The organism is Nocardioides luteus, assembly GCF_000960475.2.
GTDB lineage: Bacteria > Actinomycetota > Actinomycetes > Propionibacteriales > Nocardioidaceae > Nocardioides > Nocardioides luteus_A.
Genome location: NZ_JZDQ02000047.1, coordinates 13,145 through 32,636 on the forward strand (window position 1 = coordinate 13,145; position 19,492 = coordinate 32,636).

Here is a 19,492-nt window from a genome sequence, read left to right on the forward strand (position 1 = left end):
GCTACCTCCGGACCGGGAGGACCAGCGTCGAGGGGTTCGCGGTCGTGTGGTGGACCGTGACCACGCCGGCCACGCCGCGGACCAGCTGCTGGACGTTGGGCAGCAGGTGCGGGACGTCGTAGGAGTGGACGGTGACCCGCAGGCGGTGACCCTTCTCGATCACCGCACCGGTCGGGAAGACCTCGACGGGAACGCGATAGATCTGACCCGGCACCACAGCCTGTTCGGCCGAACGGGTGAAGGGGTGCCACGGCTGGACGACCTGACCGTTCAGCGTCCGCGACCTCGACGGGATGACGGCACGGTGGCGCAGCGTCTGCCAGCCCCCGGTGATGCGGTCCACGGACCCGTCGGGAGCGACGTCCTCGACCGAGACCGAGATCAGTCCGTCGGTGCCGGTCGTGGAGACGGACAGGTCGGCGTTGAGCGGCCCGGAGAACCTCAGGTCGGAGGTCGCCGGCGCGGTCTCGTAGGAGACCCCGAGCGCGTCGTTGATCCGGTTGTCGGTGCAGCCCGGGATCGCGACGGCGCCGGCGGTCCACTGCGTGGTGCTGCGCGAGCACAGCCCCTGCACCGGCAGGGGCGCGATGGTGTCACCGCCGACGGGCTTCAGGGCCGACCCCAGGGCGTACGTCTTCGCGCGCACCTCCGAGCCGAGCCACGACTGCATCGTGCGCCACTTCCCGGAGCCGATCTCGTGGTAGGTCACCGGGGCGACGTCGCGGTCGAGGGTGTTGTCGGGGAGGCCCTTGAGGTGGGTGTCGAACCACCGCAACGCCATCTCGCTGAGGCTGCCGATGCCGCTGCCGGCCAGCTCGCCGCCCATCGATCCCTCGGTGTGCGTCCACGGGCCGATGAGCAGCTTGGTGTCGACACCGTTCCTCTGCAGCCGGTCGAAGAGCATCGGCGTGCCGCGCTGGAAGATGTCGTACTGCCCGGCGGTGAGGAACGTCGGCACATCGATCTCGTCGACCACGCTCAGCGGCGAGCGCTTGCGGTAGAAGGGGCCGTCGTAGCCGGCGTCGCTGCCCAGCACCGCGCCGGCGAGCATCGGCACCTGGAAGCCGAGCGCACCCCCGACGTGCTGCAGCAGCGTGATCAGGGTGGCCTCGGGCCGGGTCTGGTTGACGGCGGGCGGCACCAGACCGCTGCCCGTGACCAGCCCGAACCACAGCGGGATGAAGCCGGCGTCGATCTGGCCGCCGGAGGCGACGACGTCACGGTAGACGTCGCCGGCGGGCACGATCGGGAACATCGCCTTCAGCCCGCGCGGGTGCTGGGCGGCGGTGAAGAACTGGTTGATCGCCATGTAGGACGGGCCCCACAGGCCGAGCTCGCCGTTGCTCCACGGGCGCTTCGTCGAGGTCGCCCAGTTGGCCACCTCGAGGCCGTCCTTCTGCTCGCGGTCGCCGAAGGCGTCCCACTGGCCGGCGGAGGAGCCGGTGCCGCGTACGTCGGTCTGGACGAAGACGTAGCCACGCTGCACGAAGTAGTCGCCGCCGCCCCCGCCGGAGACGTTCTTGTTGTAGGGGTTCTGCGTCAGGATCACCGGGAACCGGCCCGCCGCCGCGGTGCCGTCGGCCTTCGCCGGACGGTGGATGTCGGCGCGGAGCACCACGCCGTCGGACATCGTGATCTCGACGTCCTTCTCGACGACCACGCCGTACGTCGCCGGGCGCGGCGTCCACGCACTCGACCGTGTCGCGGACCCGGACCCGGACCCAGACCCGGGTGCCTGCGGCGCGGCCACGGCTGGTGGCGCAGACGTTCCGGACGAGTCCCCGGGGTCGCTCGCCGGGCCGGCGGCAGGCAGGAAGCTCATGACGAGCGCCAGGAACGGGAACAGGGCCGAGACGATTCCGAGGTTCATCACTCACTCCAAGGTGTGGTGGGGATCACAGAGTGAAACGATGAATGTAAACGGGGGTTACGCTACGCCGCCGGTTCGGTGGCCCGACGGACCTGGTTCACCCGAGGCGGCGCGTCGGCCAGCGCGCGAGGTCGGCCTCGAGGAGCGACGGGTCACGGGGAGGCGGAACCTCGTCGAGGATCTCCAGCCGGGCGATCCGCCCGATCCGGAATCCGCGGATCGCGGCGCGGAGGCGGCACCACCCGACCATGAGCCAGGTGTCGTCGGCACGGAGGAGTCCCATGGTCTCCACGTCGCGGACGGTCGTCACCGGCTGGTCCGGGCTCCCGCCGGCGCCGCGGTAGGTGAGGCGTACGACGCGGCGTGCCGTGACGACGTCGGACAGCATGCCGACCGGCACGCTGCCGTCGGCCGGGGGAGCAGGTTCGATGACCTGGATCATCCCGAGCATCTCCGCCACCGAGTCGCGGTGCTCCTCGGCCATGACCGCCGCGATCTTCGCCCGGGCGCGCCGGGCGGCTCCCTCGTAGGGCGACGACTCGAGCAGCCCGAGACCGGCCAGGACGGCCAGCGACTCGGCGGCGGAGAGATTCAGCGGCGGAAGGGAGTACTCGCGAAGGATCAGGTATCCACCCTTCGCGCCGTGGTCGGCATAGATCGGGACGCCGGCGAGCTGGAGCGAGCTGATGTCGCGCTCGATCGTGCGCGAGGAGACCTCGAACTCGGCCGCGAGCCGGGCAGCGGACCATGGCCGACGCGCTCCGCGGAGCAGGTCCACCAAGGCGTACTGCCGCTCGGCTCGCTTCACGCCCGCATTCTTCCAGGGGCCACCGACAGTGGGCCCATGCGTCAGCCCCGCATGCTGCGCCGGCCGCCGACCGACCAGACCCGCCGGACCCGGCCGTCCTCGTCGAAGTCGAAGACGTCGACACCGCCGACGAGCAGGTCGCCGGCCTGCATGTCCCAGAGCAGCCGTCCGTGGTCGCCGTCGATCGCATCAGCGACCGTCGTGAACACGACGCCGGGGTGCTGCCCGTGCCACCAGTCGAGGTAGCGCGCGAAGTCCTCGGCGGAGCGGATGTCGTCCGCCGGGGTCGAGCCGTCGGCCTCGGTCACGGCGAAGTGGATCCGGAAGTCGTCGGCACAGATGCGGCGGGCGATGTCGCCGTCGGTGTTCCACATGGTCAGCCACAGGTCGAGCGAGCGTCGAGCGGCGGCGTTGGTCGGAGGATGCATGATCTCGGTCATGCCTCCACCCTGAGTCACCGGGGCGACAACGGTGTGTCGGAGTTCGTCCGGCCGATCAGATCCCGGCGGTGTCCGGAGCCGTACGGTCCAGGACCTTCCCGCCGGTGGCCGCCGCGACCTCGTCGTACGTCACCCCGGGAGCCAGCTCGACGAGCTCGAACGTCTCGCCGGTGACATCGAGGACCCCGAGGTCCGTGATGACCCGCTTCACGATCCCGCGACCGGTCAGCGGCAGGTCGCACGTCTCCAGCAGCTTGGGGGCGCCCTTCTTGGTGACGTGCTCCATCAGCACGATCACGCGCCCGGCGCCGGAGACCAGGTCCATCGCGCCGCCCATGCCCTTGACCATCTGGCCGGGCACCATCCAGTTGGCGATGTCGCCGTTGACGGAGACCTGCATCGCGCCCAGGACGGCGACGTCGATGTGACCGCCGCGGATCATCGCGAACGAGGTGGCGGAGTCGAAGTAGGAGGCCCCGGGGAGCACGGTCACGGTCTGCTTGCCGGCGTTGATCAGGTCGGGGTCGACCTCGTCCTCGTAGGGGAACGGCCCGACGCCGAGGATGCCGTTCTCGGCGTGCAGCACGACCGTCGACGTCTCCGGGATGTAGTCCGGGATCAGCGTCGGCAGCCCGATCCCGAGGTTGACGTAGTCGCCGTCCTGCAGCTCCTGCGCGGCGCGCGCGGCCATCTGGTTGCGGTCCCAAGCCATGACTCAGGCCTCCTTGCTCGATGCGGTGTCGGTGGGGCGCTCGCCGCGCGTCGTACGCTTCTCGATGTCCTTGCGGGCCGCCTGCTCGGGCGTCAGGGCGACGATCCGCTTCACGAAGATCCCGGGGAGATGTACGTCGGCGGGGGCGATCTCACCGACCTCGACGACCTCCTCGGCCTCGACGATCGTCACCCGCCCGGCCATCGCGGCCGGCACGTTGAAGTTGCGCGTGGAGGCGTTGAACTGGGCGTTGCCGGCCCGGTCGACGCGGGTCGCGCGGACCAGCGCGAAGTCGGTGACGATGCCCTCCTCGAGCACCATCTGCTTGCCGTGGAACTCCCGCACCTCCTTCGGCTCGGAGGCCTCGGCGACCGTGCCGTCGGGGTTGTAGCGGTAGGGCAGGCCGCCGTCGGAGACCATCGTGCCGACGCCGGTCGGCGTGTAGAACGCGCCGATCCCGCTGCCGCCCGCCCGCATCCGCTCGGCGAGGGTGCCCTGCGGGGTGAGCTCGAGGGTGAGCTCGCCGGCCAGGTACTGCCGGCCGAACTCCTTGTTCTCGCCGATGTAGCTCGCGATCACGCGGGAGATGCGGTGATCGTCGAGCAGCAGCCCGAGCCCGGCGCCGTCGACGCCGCAGTTGTTGGAGACGACCATCAGGTCGTCCGCCCCCTGCTCGCGCAGCGCGTCGATCAGGAACCACGGGATTCCCACCAGGCCGAAGCCGCCCACGGCCAGGCTGGCCCCGCTGTGAATGTCGGCGACCGCCTCCGCGGCCGAACCGACCACCTTGTCCAGACCCATGTCTTCTCTGCTCTCTCGAGATTTTCCGTACGAAGCGTGCCGGCTGCTCAGCGGACCGACTCGAACACCGCCGCGAGCCCCTGCCCGCCACCGATGCACATCGTCTCCAGGACGTACCGGGCCTCGCGGCGCTGCGCCTCGCGGGCGGCGGTGGCGAGGATGCGGGCGCCGGTGGCGCCGATCGGGTGGCCGAGCGAGATGCCCGAGCCGTTGGGGTTGAGCCGCTCGTCGGTGGCGTCGATCTTCCACTCGCGCAGCACGGCGAGGACCTGGGCCGCGAAGGCCTCGTTGAGCTCGATCAGGTCGATCTCGTCGAGCGTGAGCCCGGCCCGGGACAGCGCGGTGCGGCTGGAGAGGACGGGTCCGATGCCCATCCGCTCGGGCTCGCAGCCGGAGACCGCCCACGACTTGAGGGTCAGCAGGGGAGTCAGGCCACGCTTCTCCGCCTCGGCGCGCGTGGTCACGATGCACATCGCGGCGCCGTCGTTCTGGCCGGACGCGTTGCCCGCGGTGACCGTCGACTCCTCGTCGATCTTCAGCCGGATCGGGCGCAGCGAGGCGAGCTTCTCCAGGGAGATGTCGGCACGCGGGTGCTCGTCGCGGTCGACGACCACATCGGGCTTGCGGCGTCCGCCCGGGACGGTCACCGGGACCAGCTCGTCGGCGAACTTGCCGGCCTCGTGGGCGGCCACGGCCCGCTGGTTGGAGCGCAGCGCGAGCTCGTCCTGCTCCTCGCGGGAGATGCCGTACTCGCGGCGCAGGTTCTCGGCGGTCTCGATCATGCCGCCGGGGATCGGGTGGTCCTTGCCGCCCGCGGTCTCGCGGGCCCGGTCGAGGCGGTCGAGCAGCTCGATGCCGCCCTGCTTCACCCCGCCGCGCAGCCCGAGCGCGTAGTGCTCGACGTTGGACATCGACTCCGCACCACCGGCGATGACGAGGCTCGCGGCTCCGGTGGCGACGGTGCCCGCGGCGTACAGGACCGCCTGCAGACCGGAACCGCAGCGACGGTCGATCTGGAGGCCGGGGACGCCGGTGCCGAGGCCGGCGTCGAGGGCCGCGATGCGGCCGATGGCGGGGTTCTCGCCGCTGGCGTAGCCGTTGCCGAGGATGACGTCGTCGACGTCGCCCTCCTGCAGTCCGGTGCGCTCGACCAGCTCGCGCAGGACGGTGGTGGCGAGATCGGTCGCGGTCAGCGGCGCCAGGGCGCCGAGGAAGCGACCGACTGGGGTACGGAGAGGCTCGCAGATGACGATGTCGGTGGCGCTGCTCATGCTGTCGACGGTACGCGGACAGTCATGACTTGAGAAGTATTCATTTGGCGTCGATTAACACGTTTCAGGTCTTGATCTCCCTACCCGACCGGACAGTGCGCCAACGACGCTATTGCGATAAATTCGCGTTAGCCCCCATTCGTAGATCCAAGAGGTGACCATGCACGTCCCCGACGGCTTCCTCGACGCACCGACGTCGATCGCCACCGGCGCAGTCGCAGTCGTCGCGGTCGGTGTCGCGCTGCGCGGCGCGCGCCGCGAGCTCGACGACAAGACCGCCCCGCTGGCCGGCCTGGTCGCCGCGTTCGTCTTCGCGACCCAGATGCTCAACTTCCCCGTCGGGGCGGGCACGAGCGGCCATCTGATGGGCGGCGCGCTCGCCGCTGTCCTGGTCGGGCCGTGGACCGGCGTGCTGTGCGTCTCGGTCGTGCTCATCGTCCAGTCGCTGCTCTTCGCCGACGGCGGCATCACCGCGCTCGGCACCAACATCCTGCTGATGGCGGTCACCACGGTGGTCGTCGGCTGGTTCGTGAGCCGGGTGCTGATCAAGCTGCTGCCGAAGCGGGTCGGCCTGGTCGCCCCGGCGGCGGCGATCGGCGCCTTCGTCTCCGTCCCCGCCGCGGCGTCCGTCTTCACCGCGCTCTACGCGATCGGCGGCACCGCCGACATCTCACTGACCACGCTGGCCACCGCGATGCTCGGCTGGCACACGCTCATCGGTCTGGGCGAGGGCGTGATCACCTTCCTCGCGGTCGGCGCGATCCTCTCCGTACGTCCCGACCTCGTCTACGCCGCGCGAGGCGTGATCGCCGAGCGCGACCTGGTCATCAAGGCGAAGGAGGCGGTGGCATGAGCACCACCACGAAGAAGCGCGTCCCGTTCAGGTGGGTCGCCCTCGGCATCGCCGTCGTCGCGCTGCTGCTGGCCGGAGTGGTCTCCTACTACGCCTCGGCCAACCCCGACGGCCTCGAGTACGTCGCCGGCAAGACCGGCTTCCTCGACCGCGCTTCGGAGCACGGCGCCGCTGACGGACCCTTGGCCGGCTACGGCACCAAGGGCGTCGACGACGCCCGGCTCTCCGGTGGCCTGGCGGGGGTGATCGGCACCGTCGTCGTGCTCGTCGTCGCCGGTGGCCTCGTGCTGCTCGTACGTCGGCGGCCCACCGACTCCTCCGACGAGGCCTGAGCCGGTGCCCGCCCATCTGAAGGTGCTGGCCCTGGTCGGCTTCATGCTCGTCGTGGTGGCGACCCCGCGGGAGTGGTTCGCTGCGTACGCCTTCTTCCTCGCCGCCCTGGTGACGGTCGGCGCAGTCGGCCGGGTGCGCCCGGGGTGGGTGCTGAAGCGGATGCTGGTGGAGACGCCGTTCGTGGTCTTCGCGGTGCTGATGCCGTTCATCTCCCACGGGCCGCGGGTCGAGGTGCTCGGGCTGAGCCTGAGCGAGTCGGGCCTGCTCTCCGCGTGGGGGCTGCTGGCCAAGGGCACGCTCGGCGTGATCGCCGGTCTGCTGCTGGCCGCGACCACGACGCCGCAGGAGCTGGTCCACGGCCTGGAGCGGCTGCGGCTGCCTCAGCAGCTGGTGCAGATCATGGCGTTCATGGTCCGCTACCTGGAGGTGGTGACCGACGAGATGCGCCGGATGGCGGTCGCGCGCGCCTCCCGAGGGTTCGTCGCCCGCAACCCGCTCCACTGGCCGGTGCTCGCCCGTTCGGTCGGCGCCCTCTTCATCCGTTCCTTCGAGCGCGGCGAGCGGGTCCACCTGGCCATGGTCTCGCGCGGATACACAGGGAGAATGCCTCGGTGACCACTCCAGTCCTGGACGTACGCGGCCTCGCCTTCGCCTACCCCGACGGCCATCAGGCGCTCTTCGGCGTCGACCTGCACGTCCACCGTGGCGAACGGGTCGCGCTGCTGGGGCCCAACGGCGCCGGCAAGACGACGCTGGTCCTGCACCTCAACGGCATCCACCTCGCCGGTGCCGGATCGGTCGCCGTGAGCGGGCTGCCCGTCACCAAGGCCAACATCAAGGAGATCCGCCGCCGCGTCGGCATCGTCTTCCAGGACCCCGACGACCAGCTCTTCATGGGCACCGTCCGCGAGGACGTCGCCTTCGGCCCCGCCAACCTCGGCCTGCGCGGCGCGGCGCTCGATGCGAAGGTCACCGAGGCGCTCGCGAAGGTCGGGATGGAGGAGTTCGCCGACCGGCCGCCCCACCATCTCTCCTTCGGCCAGCGCCGCCGGGTCGCGGTGGCCACCGTGCTGGCGATGGACCCCGAGATCCTGGTCCTCGACGAGCCGTCCTCCAACCTCGACCCGGCCTCCCGCCGCGAGCTCGCCGACATCCTCCGCGACCTCGACGTCACGGTCCTGATGGTCACCCACGATCTCCCGTACGCCCTCGAGCTCTGCGACCGCTCGGTCATCCTCGACGGTGGTGTCGTGGCCGCCGAGGGCCGCACGGTCGACGTACTCTCCAACGCTGACCTGATGCGCGCCCACCGTCTCGAGCTGCCCTTCGGCTTCGACCCGGTCGCCGCTGCCGCCACCCTCTAGCCGAGACTGCAGGTTTGGGCGACGAAACGACAGTTTCGTCCGCCACTTCTACGGTCTCGGCCGCCGCGACTACCTACTCGGCGAGTCGCCGGGAGCGGTAGTGGAGCTTGGCGCTGACGTAGCCGCGCCAGCCGACGAGGGTGAGGCCGAGGAAGAGGATCGAGACGACCAGGAAGGCCGGCGCGAGACCCTCGCCGGTGAGGCCGCGGAGCACCATCCCGATGACGTACGTCCCGAGCCAGACGACCACGCCCGCCGGCCACGTGCGAGCGGCAGGCCAGCGACGCCACACCAGCACGGCCCAGGCCACGACGAGCCCGGCCAGGAACGGCCAGGCGATCCGGAGCACGACGAGCGCCGGGCCGGAGTCGTGGGACTGGCGCCCGGCGAAGGCGAAGAGCAGCACGAAGAAGACGTCGGCGGCGAAGGCCGCGACCGCCCACCTGGGCGCGAGCCCGGCGATGAGCGGGGAGGAGACGTCGGACTTCGTGGAGGACATGGTGCCCAGGATACGAGCCCGGCCTACGCCGGGAGCCAGGCCCCGCCGCGCATCACCCGGGTCGGCCGCAGCGACTCGTCGGTGATCACCAGGTCCGCACGCGCACCGGGCTCGAGGCGACCCGCGTCCAGGCCCACCACCGAGGCCGGCCGCAGGCTCGCGGACCGCATCAGCATGGCCAGGTCGATCCCGGCAGCGGCATGGCGGCGGACCTGGTCCAGGAGCCGCGAGGTGCCGCCGGCGATCGAGCCGTTGCCGGTCCCGTCGGCGATCCGGGCGACCCCGTTCCGCACCTCCACGGCGAGCGGGCCGAGCTGGTAGTCGCCGTCGGCCATCCCGGCCGCGGCCATCGCGTCGGTGACCAGCACGACCGACCCGGGCACCATCGACATCACCGCCCGGACCGTCTCGTCGTCGAGGTGTACGCCGTCCGCGATCAGCTCCACGCAGGCGTCCCCGACCCCGGCGGCTCCCAGGGACCCGAGGACCGGCCCAGGGGAGCGGTGGTGCGCGGGCGGCATCCCGTTGAACAGGTGGGTGACCAGGCTCCCGGGCCCCGACAGAAAGGCGCGAGCCTGCGAAGCCGACGCAGCGGTGTGCCCCAGCGCCACCACGGCCCCGGCCGAGGTGAGCACCGAGGCGACCTCGTCGGCCCCGGGGAGCTCGGCCGCGAGCGTCATCACCCGCAGCTGCCCCCGCGCGGCGGCGACGAGCTCACGGGTCAGCCCGGCGTCCGGTGCCAGCAACAGCTCGGGGTCGTGCGCGCCGCGGCAGGAGTGCTCCAGGAAGGGCCCCTCCATGTGGATCCCGGCGATCAGTCCCTCCTCGGCAGCGGTGGCCAGGGCGGAGACCACCGACAGCAACCGGGAAGGCGCATCCGTCACGGTCGAGGCGAGCAAGGTCGTCGTGCCGGCAGCATGGTGGACCCCGGCAGCGACCGCGATCTCCTCCGACGAGGTGGAGTGGAACGACGCGCCACCACCGCCGTGGTTGTGGATGTCCACCAGGCCCGGCAGCAGGATCCCCGCCGACTCCGCGTCGGCGTCCGTCGCCGGCCGCAGCTCCTGGATCACGCCGTCCGCGACGCTGACGACCAGATCGTCGAAGCCGCCCGGCCGAGGCACCCGGCCGCGTACGACATGCTCTAGATCCATCGCTTGAACCAGATCCTCGTCAGCCATTCCTGCCGGGTGAGCAGCTCGTCGGTGTAGATCGGCCAGAACCAGGCGAAGTTGCAGATCACCAGGACGACGAAGATGCCTCCGAAGATCGTGCCACCGACCCGACGCCGGTGGCCGGAACCGGAGCCCACGGGAGAAGGCGGCCGGTCGAGCAGCTTGCCGAGACACAGACACAGGCCGAGCACCAGGAACGGCAGCGCGATGATCATGTAGAAGGAGAAGATCGGCCGCCCGGCGTACTGCAGCCAGGGCAGCCACGTCGACAGCACCCCGACGACGGCGACCCCGAACCTCCAGTCCCGGGCGGCGACCCACATGAACGCGGAGACGATCAGGGCGACGAACGCTCCCCACCAGAGCACCGGGGTGCCCAGGAGCAGCACCTGCCGCAGGCACGTGCCCGCCTGCTCGGGACCGTCACCGTCGGGATCAGTCGAGGGCGTCGCCTCGCACATCTCGCCACGCGACTTCGCCCCGGACAGGATCCCGGTGTCGGCGGCGACCCCGACGGGCCGGTTCAGGACGAGCCAGCCGATCGGGTGCGACCCGTAGGTGTGCTCGGCGCAGTCCAGGAAATGGGTGTGGAAGGTGTAGACGTCGCGGTGGTAGTACCAGAGCGACCGCAGCGACTGGGTGACCTCACCGAGGCCGGACGCGTCCGGCTCGGTCGCGGTCGGCCAGCGCTTGTCGTTGAGGTTCTCGGGGACGTACGACTTGTTCTCGCAGTGGCCCTCGCCGGTGTAGCGCGTGTACTGCGTCGCCGAGAGCGACTGCTCGTAGACGTCCGCGTGGGTCATCCACGGGATCCACGTCATCACGTAGACCGCCAGCGCGACCCCCACCAGGTGGACGAACGCCGTCGGCCCGTCGGCCACGCAGGCGCGGAGCCAGGCAAGACGTACGCCGAAGGAGCGCCGCATCCCCGCGGACCAGGCCACGTAGAGGAGTCCGAAGGCGGCCAGCGGGTAGAGCGCCTCCCACTTGCACCCGATGGCCAGCCCCCAGGCGATGCCGGAGCAGAGCAGCCACGGGCGGAAGAGCATGCGTCGGACCGGGCCCCAGGCGCCGGGCGCGGCGAGCTGGGTGGGGGCGAGCGCGGAGAACCGGCGCCGGCACCAGTCGCGGTCCATCACCATCAGGTGCACCGCGAGGAGCAGGAAGAAGGCGACGAAGAGGTCCAGCAGCGCCAGCCGGGAGAGGACGAACGCGAGCCCGTCGAAGGTCACCAGGATCCCGCCGACGAGACCGAGCATCATCGACCCGGAGACGCGGCGTACGAACCGGATCGTCAAGAGCACCAGGAGCGAGCCGACGACGACGGAGGCGATCCGCCAGCCGAACGGGTCCATCCCGAAGAGCTTGATGCCGAGCGCGATGATCCACTTGCCCACGTCGGGGTGGACGATCATCGACGGCCCGTCGGCGAAGACACCGTTCAGCTGGCCGGCCAGGATCTTCTCGTCGGCGCCCTCGATGAAGTTGCGCGCGTAGCCGTACTCCAGCAGCGCCCAGGCGTCCTTGGCGTAGTAGGTCTCGTCGAAGGCGAAGACCTTCGGGGTGCCCAGATGCCACAGCCTCAGCAGGAACGCGAGCGCAGTGATCCCGATCGTCGCCAGCCAGCCGGCCCTCGGTGAGCCGTTGATGCGGCGCCGGGCGCGCTCCCAGGCGGTGGGGAGCAGGTGACCGGAAGGGGTGCTCGCGAGCCCCTCCATGGGCTCATCGGCCCTGGTCACCGTCGTTGTCACGATGGCACCCTATAGGCCTGCGACAATGTAGGTGTGGCAGATCCAGACGACGGCGTGCTCATCTTGGCGGCAACCCCGATCGGGCGAGTGGAGGATGCCCCACCCCGTTTGGCCTCGGAGCTCGCCACCGCGGACGTCATCGCAGCCGAGGACACCCGTCGCCTGCGCCGGCTGACGACCGATCTCGGGGTCGAGATCAAGGGCCGCATCGTCTCCTACTTCGAGGGCAACGAGAGTGCGCGTACCCCGACCCTGCTCGCCGACCTCCTCGACGGCAACCGGGTGCTGCTGGTCACCGACGCCGGCATGCCCTCGGTCTCCGACCCCGGTTATCGGCTGGTCGCCGCGGCGGTCGAGAAGGACGTACGCGTCACCGCGGTGCCCGGACCCTCGGCCGTCCTGACGGCCCTGGCGGTCAGTGGCCTCCCCGTCGACCGGTTCTGCTTCGAGGGCTTCCTGCCGCGCAAGGCCGGCGAGCGTTCCCGCCGCCTGGCGAGCCTGGCCACGGAGGAGCGCACCATGGTCTTCTTCGAGGCGCCCCACCGCACCGAGGCCGCCCTGGCAGCCATGCGCGACGCCTTCGGCGACGGCCGCGCCGCCGCGGTCTGCCGCGAGCTGACCAAGACCCACGAAGAAGTACGCCGCGGCCCCCTCGCCGAGCTCGTCGACTGGGCGCACGACGGGGTGAGAGGCGAGGTCACCATCGTCGTCACCGGCGCCGACCCGTCCGCCGAGATCGGCAACGACCCCGAGAGCCTGCGAGCAGCCGTCGCCGACCTGGAGGCCGAGGGCCTGACCAGGAAGGAAGCGATCGCCGAAGCAGCCAAACGAGCCGGCGTCCCGAAACGCGAGGTCTACGACCTCGTCCACAAGAGCGTGTAGAAGACTGGTGAGCATGAGCTTCGCCCCGGCACCCGAGCCCCTGCCCGCCCCGGTCGTCGACAACCACACCCATCTCGACATCGTCCGAGGCGACGAGAGTCTGCCTGTCGAGGAGGCGCTCGCCCGGGCGGCGGCGGTGGGGGTGACCCGGGTGGTCCAGATCGGCTGCGACCTGCCCGGTGCGCGCTGGGCGGTCGAGGCGGCGAAGACGTACGACAACATGGTCGCCGGCGTCGCGCTCCACCCCAACGACGCCCCTCGCCAACCCGACCTCGAGGCCGCGCTCGACGAGATCGAGAAGCTCGCCGGGGCGCACGACAAGGTGCGCGTGGTGGGGGAGACCGGGATGGACTTCTTCCGCACCGACGAGGAGGGCCGCGAGACCCAGGCCTACTCCTTCCGGCGCCACATCGACATCGCCAAGCGCCTCGACAAGACCCTGATGATCCATGACCGCGACGCCCATGAGGCGGTGCTCGAGGTGATCGACAGCGTCGGTCCGCCGGAGCGCTGGGTGATGCACTGCTTCTCCGGTGACCCCGAGTTCGCCCGCCAGTGCCTGGACCGTGGCGCCTACCTCTCCTTCGCGGGCACGGTGACGTTCAAGAACGCGCAGTACCTCCGCGACGCCCTCGCGATCACGCCCCAGGACCGCATCCTGGTCGAGACCGACGCGCCCTTCCTGACGCCCCACCCGCATCGCGGCGCGATCAACTCCAGCTACATGATCCCGGCGACGATGCGGGTCATGGCCGACGTACGCGGCGACGACCTCGAGGCGCTCTGCAACGCCGTCAACACCAACACCGAGACCGCCTTCGGCGGCACCTGGTGATCCGCCGGCGCTGACAAAGGGGGAGGGCCCGAGGCGATCGCCTCGGGCCCTCCCTTCTTGCTTCTGTGCTGCTCGGATCAGGTCAGGAGACGCTGACCTTCATCGTGCCCGACTTCTCGTCGGAGTAGAGCACCTCGATCTTCACGCCGGAGCCGGCGGTCTTGGTCGAGTGGTAGGGGTTGGCGGCGTCCCAGTAGGCCGTCGTCGACTTGTCGTAGAAGGTCGAGACGCCCTTGCGAGCCGGCAGGTCGAGCGTCTTGGTGCCGCCGGCGGCGAGCTCGACGGTGAGGTGGAGCGCGTCGGTGCGGTCCACGTCGAAGGTCGAGTCGTAGCCCTGGATCCGGTTACGGGTCAGGGAGCCGTCGGAGTACTTCTGGATACCGATCGAGGAGTCGACCGGCAGGGCCTGACCGCCACCCGGGTGACCCGAGGTGTTGTTGTCGGCGTACAGACCGTTCTCGTACCAGACCAGCAGGCCGTCCTGGTAGGCGTAGTGGTCGACCTTGTCCGGAGCGGTCCGGGCGTAGTCGAAGCTGTACGGGCCGGTGGCCAGGGTCTTGTCGTAGCCCTTGTACTGCCGGTTCTCGGCGATGTAGAAGTGCGAGTAGGGCAGGGTGTAGGTGCCGTCGGTGAGCTCGAAGTACTTGTTCACCGTCCAGCCGTCGAAGGACGAGAAGTCCGTCGTGTACGCCGAGCCGACCGAGAGGTCGTCGATCGCGAAGCCGTAGTAGTGCACGCCGCCGTCGGTGGCGGTGCGGAAGCGGAGCTTCACGGTCTGACCGGCGTACGCCGACAGGTCGACGGACAGGTCCTTGAACTCGACCGGGTCCTTGGTCTTGCAGTTGACGCTGCAGGAGCTGTCCGAGGTGCCGTCGATGCCGTTGTTGGCCTCGGCGGCGGTGGAGGACAGGTTCGTCTTCAGCGGGGTGGACCAGGTCGAGCCGCCGTCGGTCGAAGCCTCGACGAAGGTGAAGTCGTAGTCCTTCTCGAGGTCGTACTTCACCTTCGCGCTCAGCGAGCCGCCCGCGGGGACGCTGATCTCAGGGGTGACCGCAGTCGCCGAGAGGTCGTCGCCCTTGCCTGAGTAGAGGAAGGACTTGCCGGAGGTGCCGGAGCCCGCGTCGTACGTCTCCTCGCCGTCGGGCAGGTTGACGATGAGCGCCTGCGGCGTCTTGTCGCCGGTGTCGTGGAAGCTCGGACCCAGGGTCAGCTTCTTGGACGTACCGGCGTCGACGGTGGCGTAGTTGAGCCAGCCGAGGAAGAGCTTCTCGGGGGCGCCCATGTGGTTGGGGGTGGTGCCGATGGAGCCGTCGCCGTGGCCGAGCCACGAACCCGAGCTCATCAGGGTCCAGAAGCCGGTGCCGTTCTCGCCACCGGCGGTGTCGTAGAAGTCCGGCAGGCCGAGGTCGTGGCCGAACTCGTGCGCGAAGACGCCCAGGCCGCCGTTCTCGGGCTCGGTGGTGTAGTCGCGGATCCAGATGTCGGTGTTACCGATCTTGACGCCACCGGCCTTCGGGAAGTCGGCCGGGCCGTCGGAACCGGAGGCGTTCGCGGCCCAGCGGTGCGACCAGATGGTCCACGGGTCGGCGCCGGCCTCCTCGCCCGGGCCGGAGTGGATCGCCTGGAAGTGGTCGATGTAGCCGTCGGGCTCGTTGAAGTTGCCGTCGCCGTCGAGGTCGTAGCGGTCCCAGATGTCGTAGTCCTGCAGGTACGCGGTGATCTCGGCGTCGGTCTTGCCGGCGGCCTTCTGCGCCTCGTACCAGGCGTTCGCGCTGTCCTGGATGTAGTTCTTCATCGCGGAGGCGGTCTCGTCACCGGTGCTGCTCTGGTAGTAGGACTCCGCGTGGGGCAGGGTGACCCAGTCGCTCACGTCGCCCTGCAGGTCGAAGCGACCGCTCGACATCTCCTTGTAGACGTTGTGGAAGGACTCCTGGCCCTTCTCCTGGTTGAAGAACATGTCCATGTAGTGCTCGCGGGAGAAGTCCTCCTCCCAGTAGGTGGAGTTGTCGTCCGCGGCGGGCGGCGCGATCTCGTTGTGGAGCGGGCCCGAGGTGTTGTCGGGGAAGGCCGGGTTGCCGCCCTCGCCGAACTCGACCAGGAAGCTCAGCAGCTGGGACTTCTCGGTGGGCGCGTGCTCCACCCAGCGGGCGTTGTCGCCCGAGCCCATCTTGACGACCTCGCTGCCGTTCTTGGTGACCGTCTTCTTCTCGCCCGTGGCGACAGCCTCGGCGGCGTTGGTCTTCAGCTCGCGACGCTTGGTGTTGAGCGCGTCGGGCTTGTCATCGACCTTCTGCTTCGTTGAAGCGGCGGCGGGGGTCCCCGTGCTCTCGACGGCGCTTGCCGACGAGTGCGTCAGGGCCACCGGCGTCACGCCGGCGACCGCGACCGCGGCGAGAACGCTGGTAAGGCGTCTGTTCATCGTTCCTCCGGAGTCTGGTGACATCGCGCACATCTGCCTTCCCCGAGAACTGACCGGCACGACGGGCCATCACGACACAGATGGCTTCGGAGTACCACACCAAGCAACGCAGTTACCTGTAAAGGATTTGTCGCCTATTGGCCAGGGGGCACGATATTTCGTGGCGGGATTACGACATGCACCCCGATCAACCCGCTTGACCTGCGATTTTGCCGTGATGAATCGCACACGTGTCATTCGCCTCCGGCGGTGGTCACAACGTTTCGTGACGCGCATTTGATACCGGGATTGCATGCTTGTAATTGCCTGCGGAGCGAGCACGAGACTTGCATTTAACCGACCACATTTGGTCCGCTGTCCGGCGAGATAGCCGGGATCGGGATAGATCCGGACGGTGTTGGGGGTGGGCCTCAGCGCGTAGATCACCAGATCTCGCAACACCGTTCGCCCGTGCCCGGGGAGCACGAACATCGGAGCATTGTGCCCGTCAGCAGCACCACCTCATGGGTTCGCAACATCGCATCTACTCGACGTCGTAAGGCCATCCTGGTCGGCGGACTCGCCGCCGCAGTGGTCGCCACAGGCGGCACGGCGTACGGCGTCAAGACCTCCCAGACGGACGTCATCATCTCGGTCGACGGCAAGGCGAAGGACGTCAGCGTCCACGCAGACACCGTCGGAGACGTCCTGGAGGCAGAGGGCATCGAGATCGGCGACCGTGACGCGGTCGCTCCGTCGATCGACACCAAGGTCGAGGACGGCAGCGCGATCAGCGTTCGCTACGCCCGCAAGCTGAGCCTCGAGGTCGACGGCAAGCCCCAGGACCACTGGGTCACCGCGACCACCGTCGGCGGCGCTCTCGCCGAGCTCGGCCGTGACTACGACCGGGCAGAGCTCTCGACCAGCCGCGGTGCCTACATCGGCCGCGACGGGATGTCGCTCGACGTCATCACGCCGAAGACCGTCAAGGTCTCGCTGGCCGGGAAGAAGACCAAGCAGGTGAGCGTGACCGCGCTGACCGTCGGCGACGCGCTGAAGGACCTCGGTGTCCAGCTCGAGCGCCGGGACAAGGTCTCGCCGGCCTCCGACAAGGCCCTGAAGAGCGGTCAGAAGATCGTCTTCACCGACTTCTCCGCCAAGAACCAGCGGGTGGCTCGCGAGACCATCGAGGCGCCGGTCAAGGAGATCGAGGACTCCTCGATGACCAAGGGCGACACCCAGGTCGTCGAGGAGGGCTCCGACGGTGTCCGCTCGGTGACCTATAGGATCGTCTACAGGAACGGCGAGGCCGTCTCCCGCAAGGTCCTCGAGCAGAACGTCATCGAGGAGGCCGAGACCCGCGTGGTCAAGGTCGGCACCAAGGAGGAGGCCCCTGCGGCCAACTTCGCCGGCGGCGACACCGTCTGGGACCAGATCGCGCAGTGCGAGTCCGGCGGCAACTGGGCCATCAACACCGGCAACGGCTACTACGGTGGCCTGCAGTTCGACGAGCAGACCTGGCACGCCTACGGCGGCTCCGGCCTGCCGAGCGAGAACAGCCGCGAGACCCAGATCGCGATCGCGGAGAAGGTCCGTGACGACCGCGGTGGCTACGGCTCCTGGCCCGCCTGCTCCCAGGCCCTCGGCCTGCCGCAGTAAGGCTGTTTCGGCCTTCGGGCCATAGTCTGTACCCATGACCGACCGCACCCCGCCGCGCCTGTTGGGCCCGGCGGAGGTGCGGTCGCTCGCATCCGAGCTCGATCTGCGTCCCACCAAGCAGCGTGGGCAGAACTTCGTGATCGACGCCAACACCGTGCGCCGGATCGTCCGCGAGTCCGGCGTCGACGCCTCCGACGTCGTCGTGGAGGTCGGTCCCGGCCTCGGGTCGCTCACCCTCGCCATCCTCGAGACCGGCGCCCGGGTGACCGCGATCGAGATCGACGAGGTCCTGGCCGAGCGGCTGCCTCGAACCATCGAGGAGTACGCCCCCGACCAGGCCGACGCGTTCAGCCTGATCCGCGCCGACGCCCTCCGGGTGACGTCCGTCCCCGGGCCTCCGCCGACCGCCCTGGTCGCCAACCTGCCCTACAACGTCTCGGTCCCGGTCCTGCTGCACCTGATGGCCCTGCTGCCCTCGCTGCGCCATGGGCTGGTGATGGTGCAGGCCGAGGTCGCCGACCGGCTGGCCGCCAAGCCCGGCTCCAAGGTCTACGGCGTCCCCTCGGTGAAGGCCGCCTGGTACGCCGACGTACGTCGCGCCGGCGCGATCGGCCGCAACGTCTTCTGGCCGGCCCCCAACGTCGACTCCGGTCTCGTCTACTGGAGCCACCGCGAGCCGCCCTCGACCGAGGTCTCCCGCGAGGAGGTGTTCGCGGTCATCGACGCCGCCTTCGCGCAGCGCCGCAAGGCGCTCCGTGGCGTGCTCAAGCCGCTGGCCGGCTCCGCCGACGCCGCCGAGAAGGCGCTCGTCGCGGCCGGTATCGACCCGCTCGCGCGCGGTGAGTCGCTGACCGTCACAGACTTCGTACGCATCACCGAATCGCTCCCGAAGGTCCTCTCATGACGATCACCGTCCGCGCGGCCGCGAAGTTCAACCTGCACCTCGGCGTCGGGCCGGTCCGGGAGGACGGGTTCCACCCGCTGGCGACCGTCTACCACGCGATCGGGCTCTACGACGACGTCACGGTGAGCGAGGCCGGCCGGTGGGAGGTCGCGCTCACCGCGGAGGACCACATCGCGCTGGGTGAGGTCCCGACCGGCGACGACAACATCGTCGTGCGGGCCGGCAGGCTGCTCACCGGCCACCACGGCATCGACCGGACGGCGAGGATCGAGATCCACAAGGGCATCCCGGTCGCCGGTGGCCTCGCCGGTGGCTCGGCCGACGCGGCCGCGACGCTCGTCGCCCTCGACCGGCTGTGGTCGCTGGAGACCTCCGACGAGGATCTGCTGGCTCTGGCCGGGCAGCTGGGCTCCGACGTACCGTTCGCGCTCATCGGCGCCACCGCCGTCGGTGGCGGCCGCGGCGAGATCGTCGAGCCGGTCGCCGACAACGGTGCCTGGTGGTGGGTCGCGGTCGGCAACGAGCAGGGCCTGTCGACGCCGTCGGTCTACCGCGCCTTCGACGAGCTCGCCGGCGCCGAGGTCTCCGATCCGCAGGTCCCCGAACGCCTGCTCATGGCGCTGGAGAAGGGCGACCCGGAGCTCCTGGCCGAGGCGCTCACCAACGACCTCCAGGCGCCGGCCCTCGAGCTGCGTCCCGACCTCGCCCAGACCTTCGCCGACGGCGAGGAGGCCGGTGCGTTGGCCGTCCAGCTCTCCGGCTCGGGCCCGACCATCCTCATGCTCTGCCGCGACGCCGCCCACGCCCGCGAGGTCGCCAGAGCGATGCAGGCCAGGGCCTACGACCGCGTCTGGACCGCCCCCGGCCCCGTCGCGGGCGCGCACGTGGTCAGCTACTGACCCACCTCGGCCAAGGCGTCAGCCCGGTCGGCCGAGAC

19 protein-coding genes are annotated in these 19,492 nt (G+C 70.0%); 9 read left to right on the forward strand and 10 right to left on the reverse strand.

What is annotated here, in order from left to right; genetic code table 11:
* Position 1 precedes the first annotated feature (1 nt).
* The 6 genes from UG56_RS24700 to UG56_RS24725 form a co-directional block, all read right to left on the reverse strand.
* On the reverse strand, positions 2-1,870 hold the full coding sequence (locus UG56_RS24700) for a CocE/NonD family hydrolase (protein WP_084101571.1): 1,869 nt from the start codon (positions 1,868-1,870) through the stop codon (positions 2-4).
* Positions 1,871-1,967: 97 nt separating this feature from the next.
* Positions 1,968-2,678 carry a helix-turn-helix transcriptional regulator gene (locus UG56_RS24705; RefSeq protein ID WP_045546719.1) on the reverse strand — a complete coding sequence of 237 codons (711 nt, stop codon included), beginning with the start codon at positions 2,676-2,678 and terminating at the stop codon, positions 1,968-1,970.
* A 41-nt stretch (positions 2,679-2,719) separates the two neighbouring features.
* Positions 2,720-3,118, reverse strand: a complete 399-nt coding sequence (locus UG56_RS24710) for a nuclear transport factor 2 family protein (RefSeq protein WP_045546720.1) — start codon at positions 3,116-3,118, stop codon at positions 2,720-2,722.
* Positions 3,119-3,173: 55 nt separating this feature from the next.
* Complete coding sequence (locus tag UG56_RS24715) at positions 3,174-3,830, reverse strand: CoA transferase subunit B (RefSeq protein ID WP_045546721.1); 657 nt, start codon at positions 3,828-3,830, stop codon at positions 3,174-3,176.
* A gap of 3 nt (positions 3,831-3,833) precedes the next feature.
* A complete protein-coding gene (locus UG56_RS24720) occupies positions 3,834-4,631 on the reverse strand; it encodes a CoA transferase subunit A (RefSeq protein WP_045546722.1) in 798 nt (265 codons plus the stop codon).
* A 47-nt stretch (positions 4,632-4,678) separates the two neighbouring features.
* Positions 4,679-5,902, reverse strand: coding sequence for an acetyl-CoA C-acetyltransferase (locus tag UG56_RS24725; RefSeq protein ID WP_045546723.1), 1,224 nt, complete (start codon positions 5,900-5,902; stop codon positions 4,679-4,681).
* Between the two features lie 160 nt (positions 5,903-6,062).
* Between UG56_RS24725 and UG56_RS24730 the strand changes: the two genes are divergently transcribed.
* From UG56_RS24730 to UG56_RS24745, 4 genes are read left to right on the forward strand one after another with little or no spacing between them, the layout of a single operon-like run.
* On the forward strand, positions 6,063-6,755 hold the full coding sequence (locus UG56_RS24730) for an energy-coupling factor ABC transporter permease (protein WP_045546724.1): 693 nt from the start codon (positions 6,063-6,065) through the stop codon (positions 6,753-6,755).
* A complete protein-coding gene (locus UG56_RS24735) occupies positions 6,752-7,087 on the forward strand; it encodes a PDGLE domain-containing protein (protein WP_045546725.1) in 336 nt (111 codons plus the stop codon). Before UG56_RS24730 ends, UG56_RS24735 begins: the two co-directional genes overlap by 4 nt.
* Before the next feature lie 4 nt (positions 7,088-7,091).
* Positions 7,092-7,703, forward strand: a complete 612-nt coding sequence (gene cbiQ / locus UG56_RS24740; protein WP_045546726.1) for a cobalt ECF transporter T component CbiQ — start codon at positions 7,092-7,094, stop codon at positions 7,701-7,703.
* Positions 7,700-8,452: an energy-coupling factor ABC transporter ATP-binding protein gene (locus UG56_RS24745; RefSeq protein WP_084101573.1), complete on the forward strand. Its 753-nt coding sequence runs from the start codon at positions 7,700-7,702 to the stop codon at positions 8,450-8,452. Before cbiQ ends, UG56_RS24745 begins: the two co-directional genes overlap by 4 nt.
* A 73-nt stretch (positions 8,453-8,525) precedes the next feature.
* Here UG56_RS24745 and UG56_RS24750 read toward each other — a convergent pair whose 3' ends face one another.
* Genes UG56_RS24750 through UG56_RS24760 form a run of 3 tightly spaced genes read right to left on the reverse strand, consistent with a single transcriptional unit; the run spans position 8,526 to position 11,877 of the window.
* Positions 8,526-8,951: a DUF3054 domain-containing protein gene (locus UG56_RS24750; protein WP_084101576.1), complete on the reverse strand. Its 426-nt coding sequence runs from the start codon at positions 8,949-8,951 to the stop codon at positions 8,526-8,528.
* 23 nt (positions 8,952-8,974) lie between these two features.
* Positions 8,975-10,105, reverse strand: a complete 1,131-nt coding sequence (locus UG56_RS24755) for an N-acetylglucosamine-6-phosphate deacetylase (protein WP_045546727.1) — start codon at positions 10,103-10,105, stop codon at positions 8,975-8,977.
* Positions 10,096-11,877 (reverse strand): dolichyl-phosphate-mannose--protein mannosyltransferase, encoded by a 1,782-nt coding sequence (locus tag UG56_RS24760; protein WP_052693058.1) that lies wholly within the window; start codon positions 11,875-11,877, stop codon positions 10,096-10,098. Before UG56_RS24760 ends, UG56_RS24755 begins: the two co-directional genes overlap by 10 nt.
* 33 nt (positions 11,878-11,910) lie before the next feature.
* On the opposite strand from UG56_RS24760, the gene rsmI reads away from it, so the two are divergent.
* The gene (gene rsmI / locus UG56_RS24765; protein WP_084101578.1) at positions 11,911-12,759 is read left to right on the forward strand and encodes a 16S rRNA (cytidine(1402)-2'-O)-methyltransferase; all 849 of its coding nucleotides are present in this window, start codon (positions 11,911-11,913) and stop codon (positions 12,757-12,759) included.
* A 13-nt stretch (positions 12,760-12,772) separates the two neighbouring features.
* Positions 12,773-13,594, forward strand: a complete 822-nt coding sequence (locus UG56_RS24770; protein ID WP_045546728.1) for a TatD family hydrolase — start codon at positions 12,773-12,775, stop codon at positions 13,592-13,594.
* 82 nt (positions 13,595-13,676) lie between these two features.
* Here the strand turns inward: UG56_RS24770 and UG56_RS24775 are convergent, their stop codons facing one another.
* The gene (locus tag UG56_RS24775; protein ID WP_045546729.1) at positions 13,677-16,013 is read right to left on the reverse strand and encodes an immune inhibitor A domain-containing protein; all 2,337 of its coding nucleotides are present in this window, start codon (positions 16,011-16,013) and stop codon (positions 13,677-13,679) included.
* A 570-nt stretch (positions 16,014-16,583) separates the two neighbouring features.
* On the opposite strand from UG56_RS24775, the gene UG56_RS24780 reads away from it, so the two are divergent.
* Genes UG56_RS24780 through UG56_RS24790 form a run of 3 tightly spaced genes read left to right on the forward strand, consistent with a single transcriptional unit; the run spans position 16,584 to position 19,454 of the window.
* Positions 16,584-17,651, forward strand: coding sequence for a resuscitation-promoting factor (locus UG56_RS24780; RefSeq protein ID WP_305728743.1), 1,068 nt, complete (start codon positions 16,584-16,586; stop codon positions 17,649-17,651).
* Between the two features lie 34 nt (positions 17,652-17,685).
* Entirely contained in the window at positions 17,686-18,555 is an 870-nt protein-coding gene (rsmA, locus tag UG56_RS24785) for a 16S rRNA (adenine(1518)-N(6)/adenine(1519)-N(6))-dimethyltransferase RsmA (RefSeq protein WP_045546731.1), read from the forward strand.
* Complete coding sequence (locus UG56_RS24790; RefSeq protein ID WP_045546732.1) at positions 18,552-19,454, forward strand: 4-(cytidine 5'-diphospho)-2-C-methyl-D-erythritol kinase; 903 nt, start codon at positions 18,552-18,554, stop codon at positions 19,452-19,454. The genes rsmA and UG56_RS24790 overlap by 4 nt, the downstream gene beginning before the upstream one ends.
* Positions 19,455-19,492: the final 38 nt, after the last annotated feature.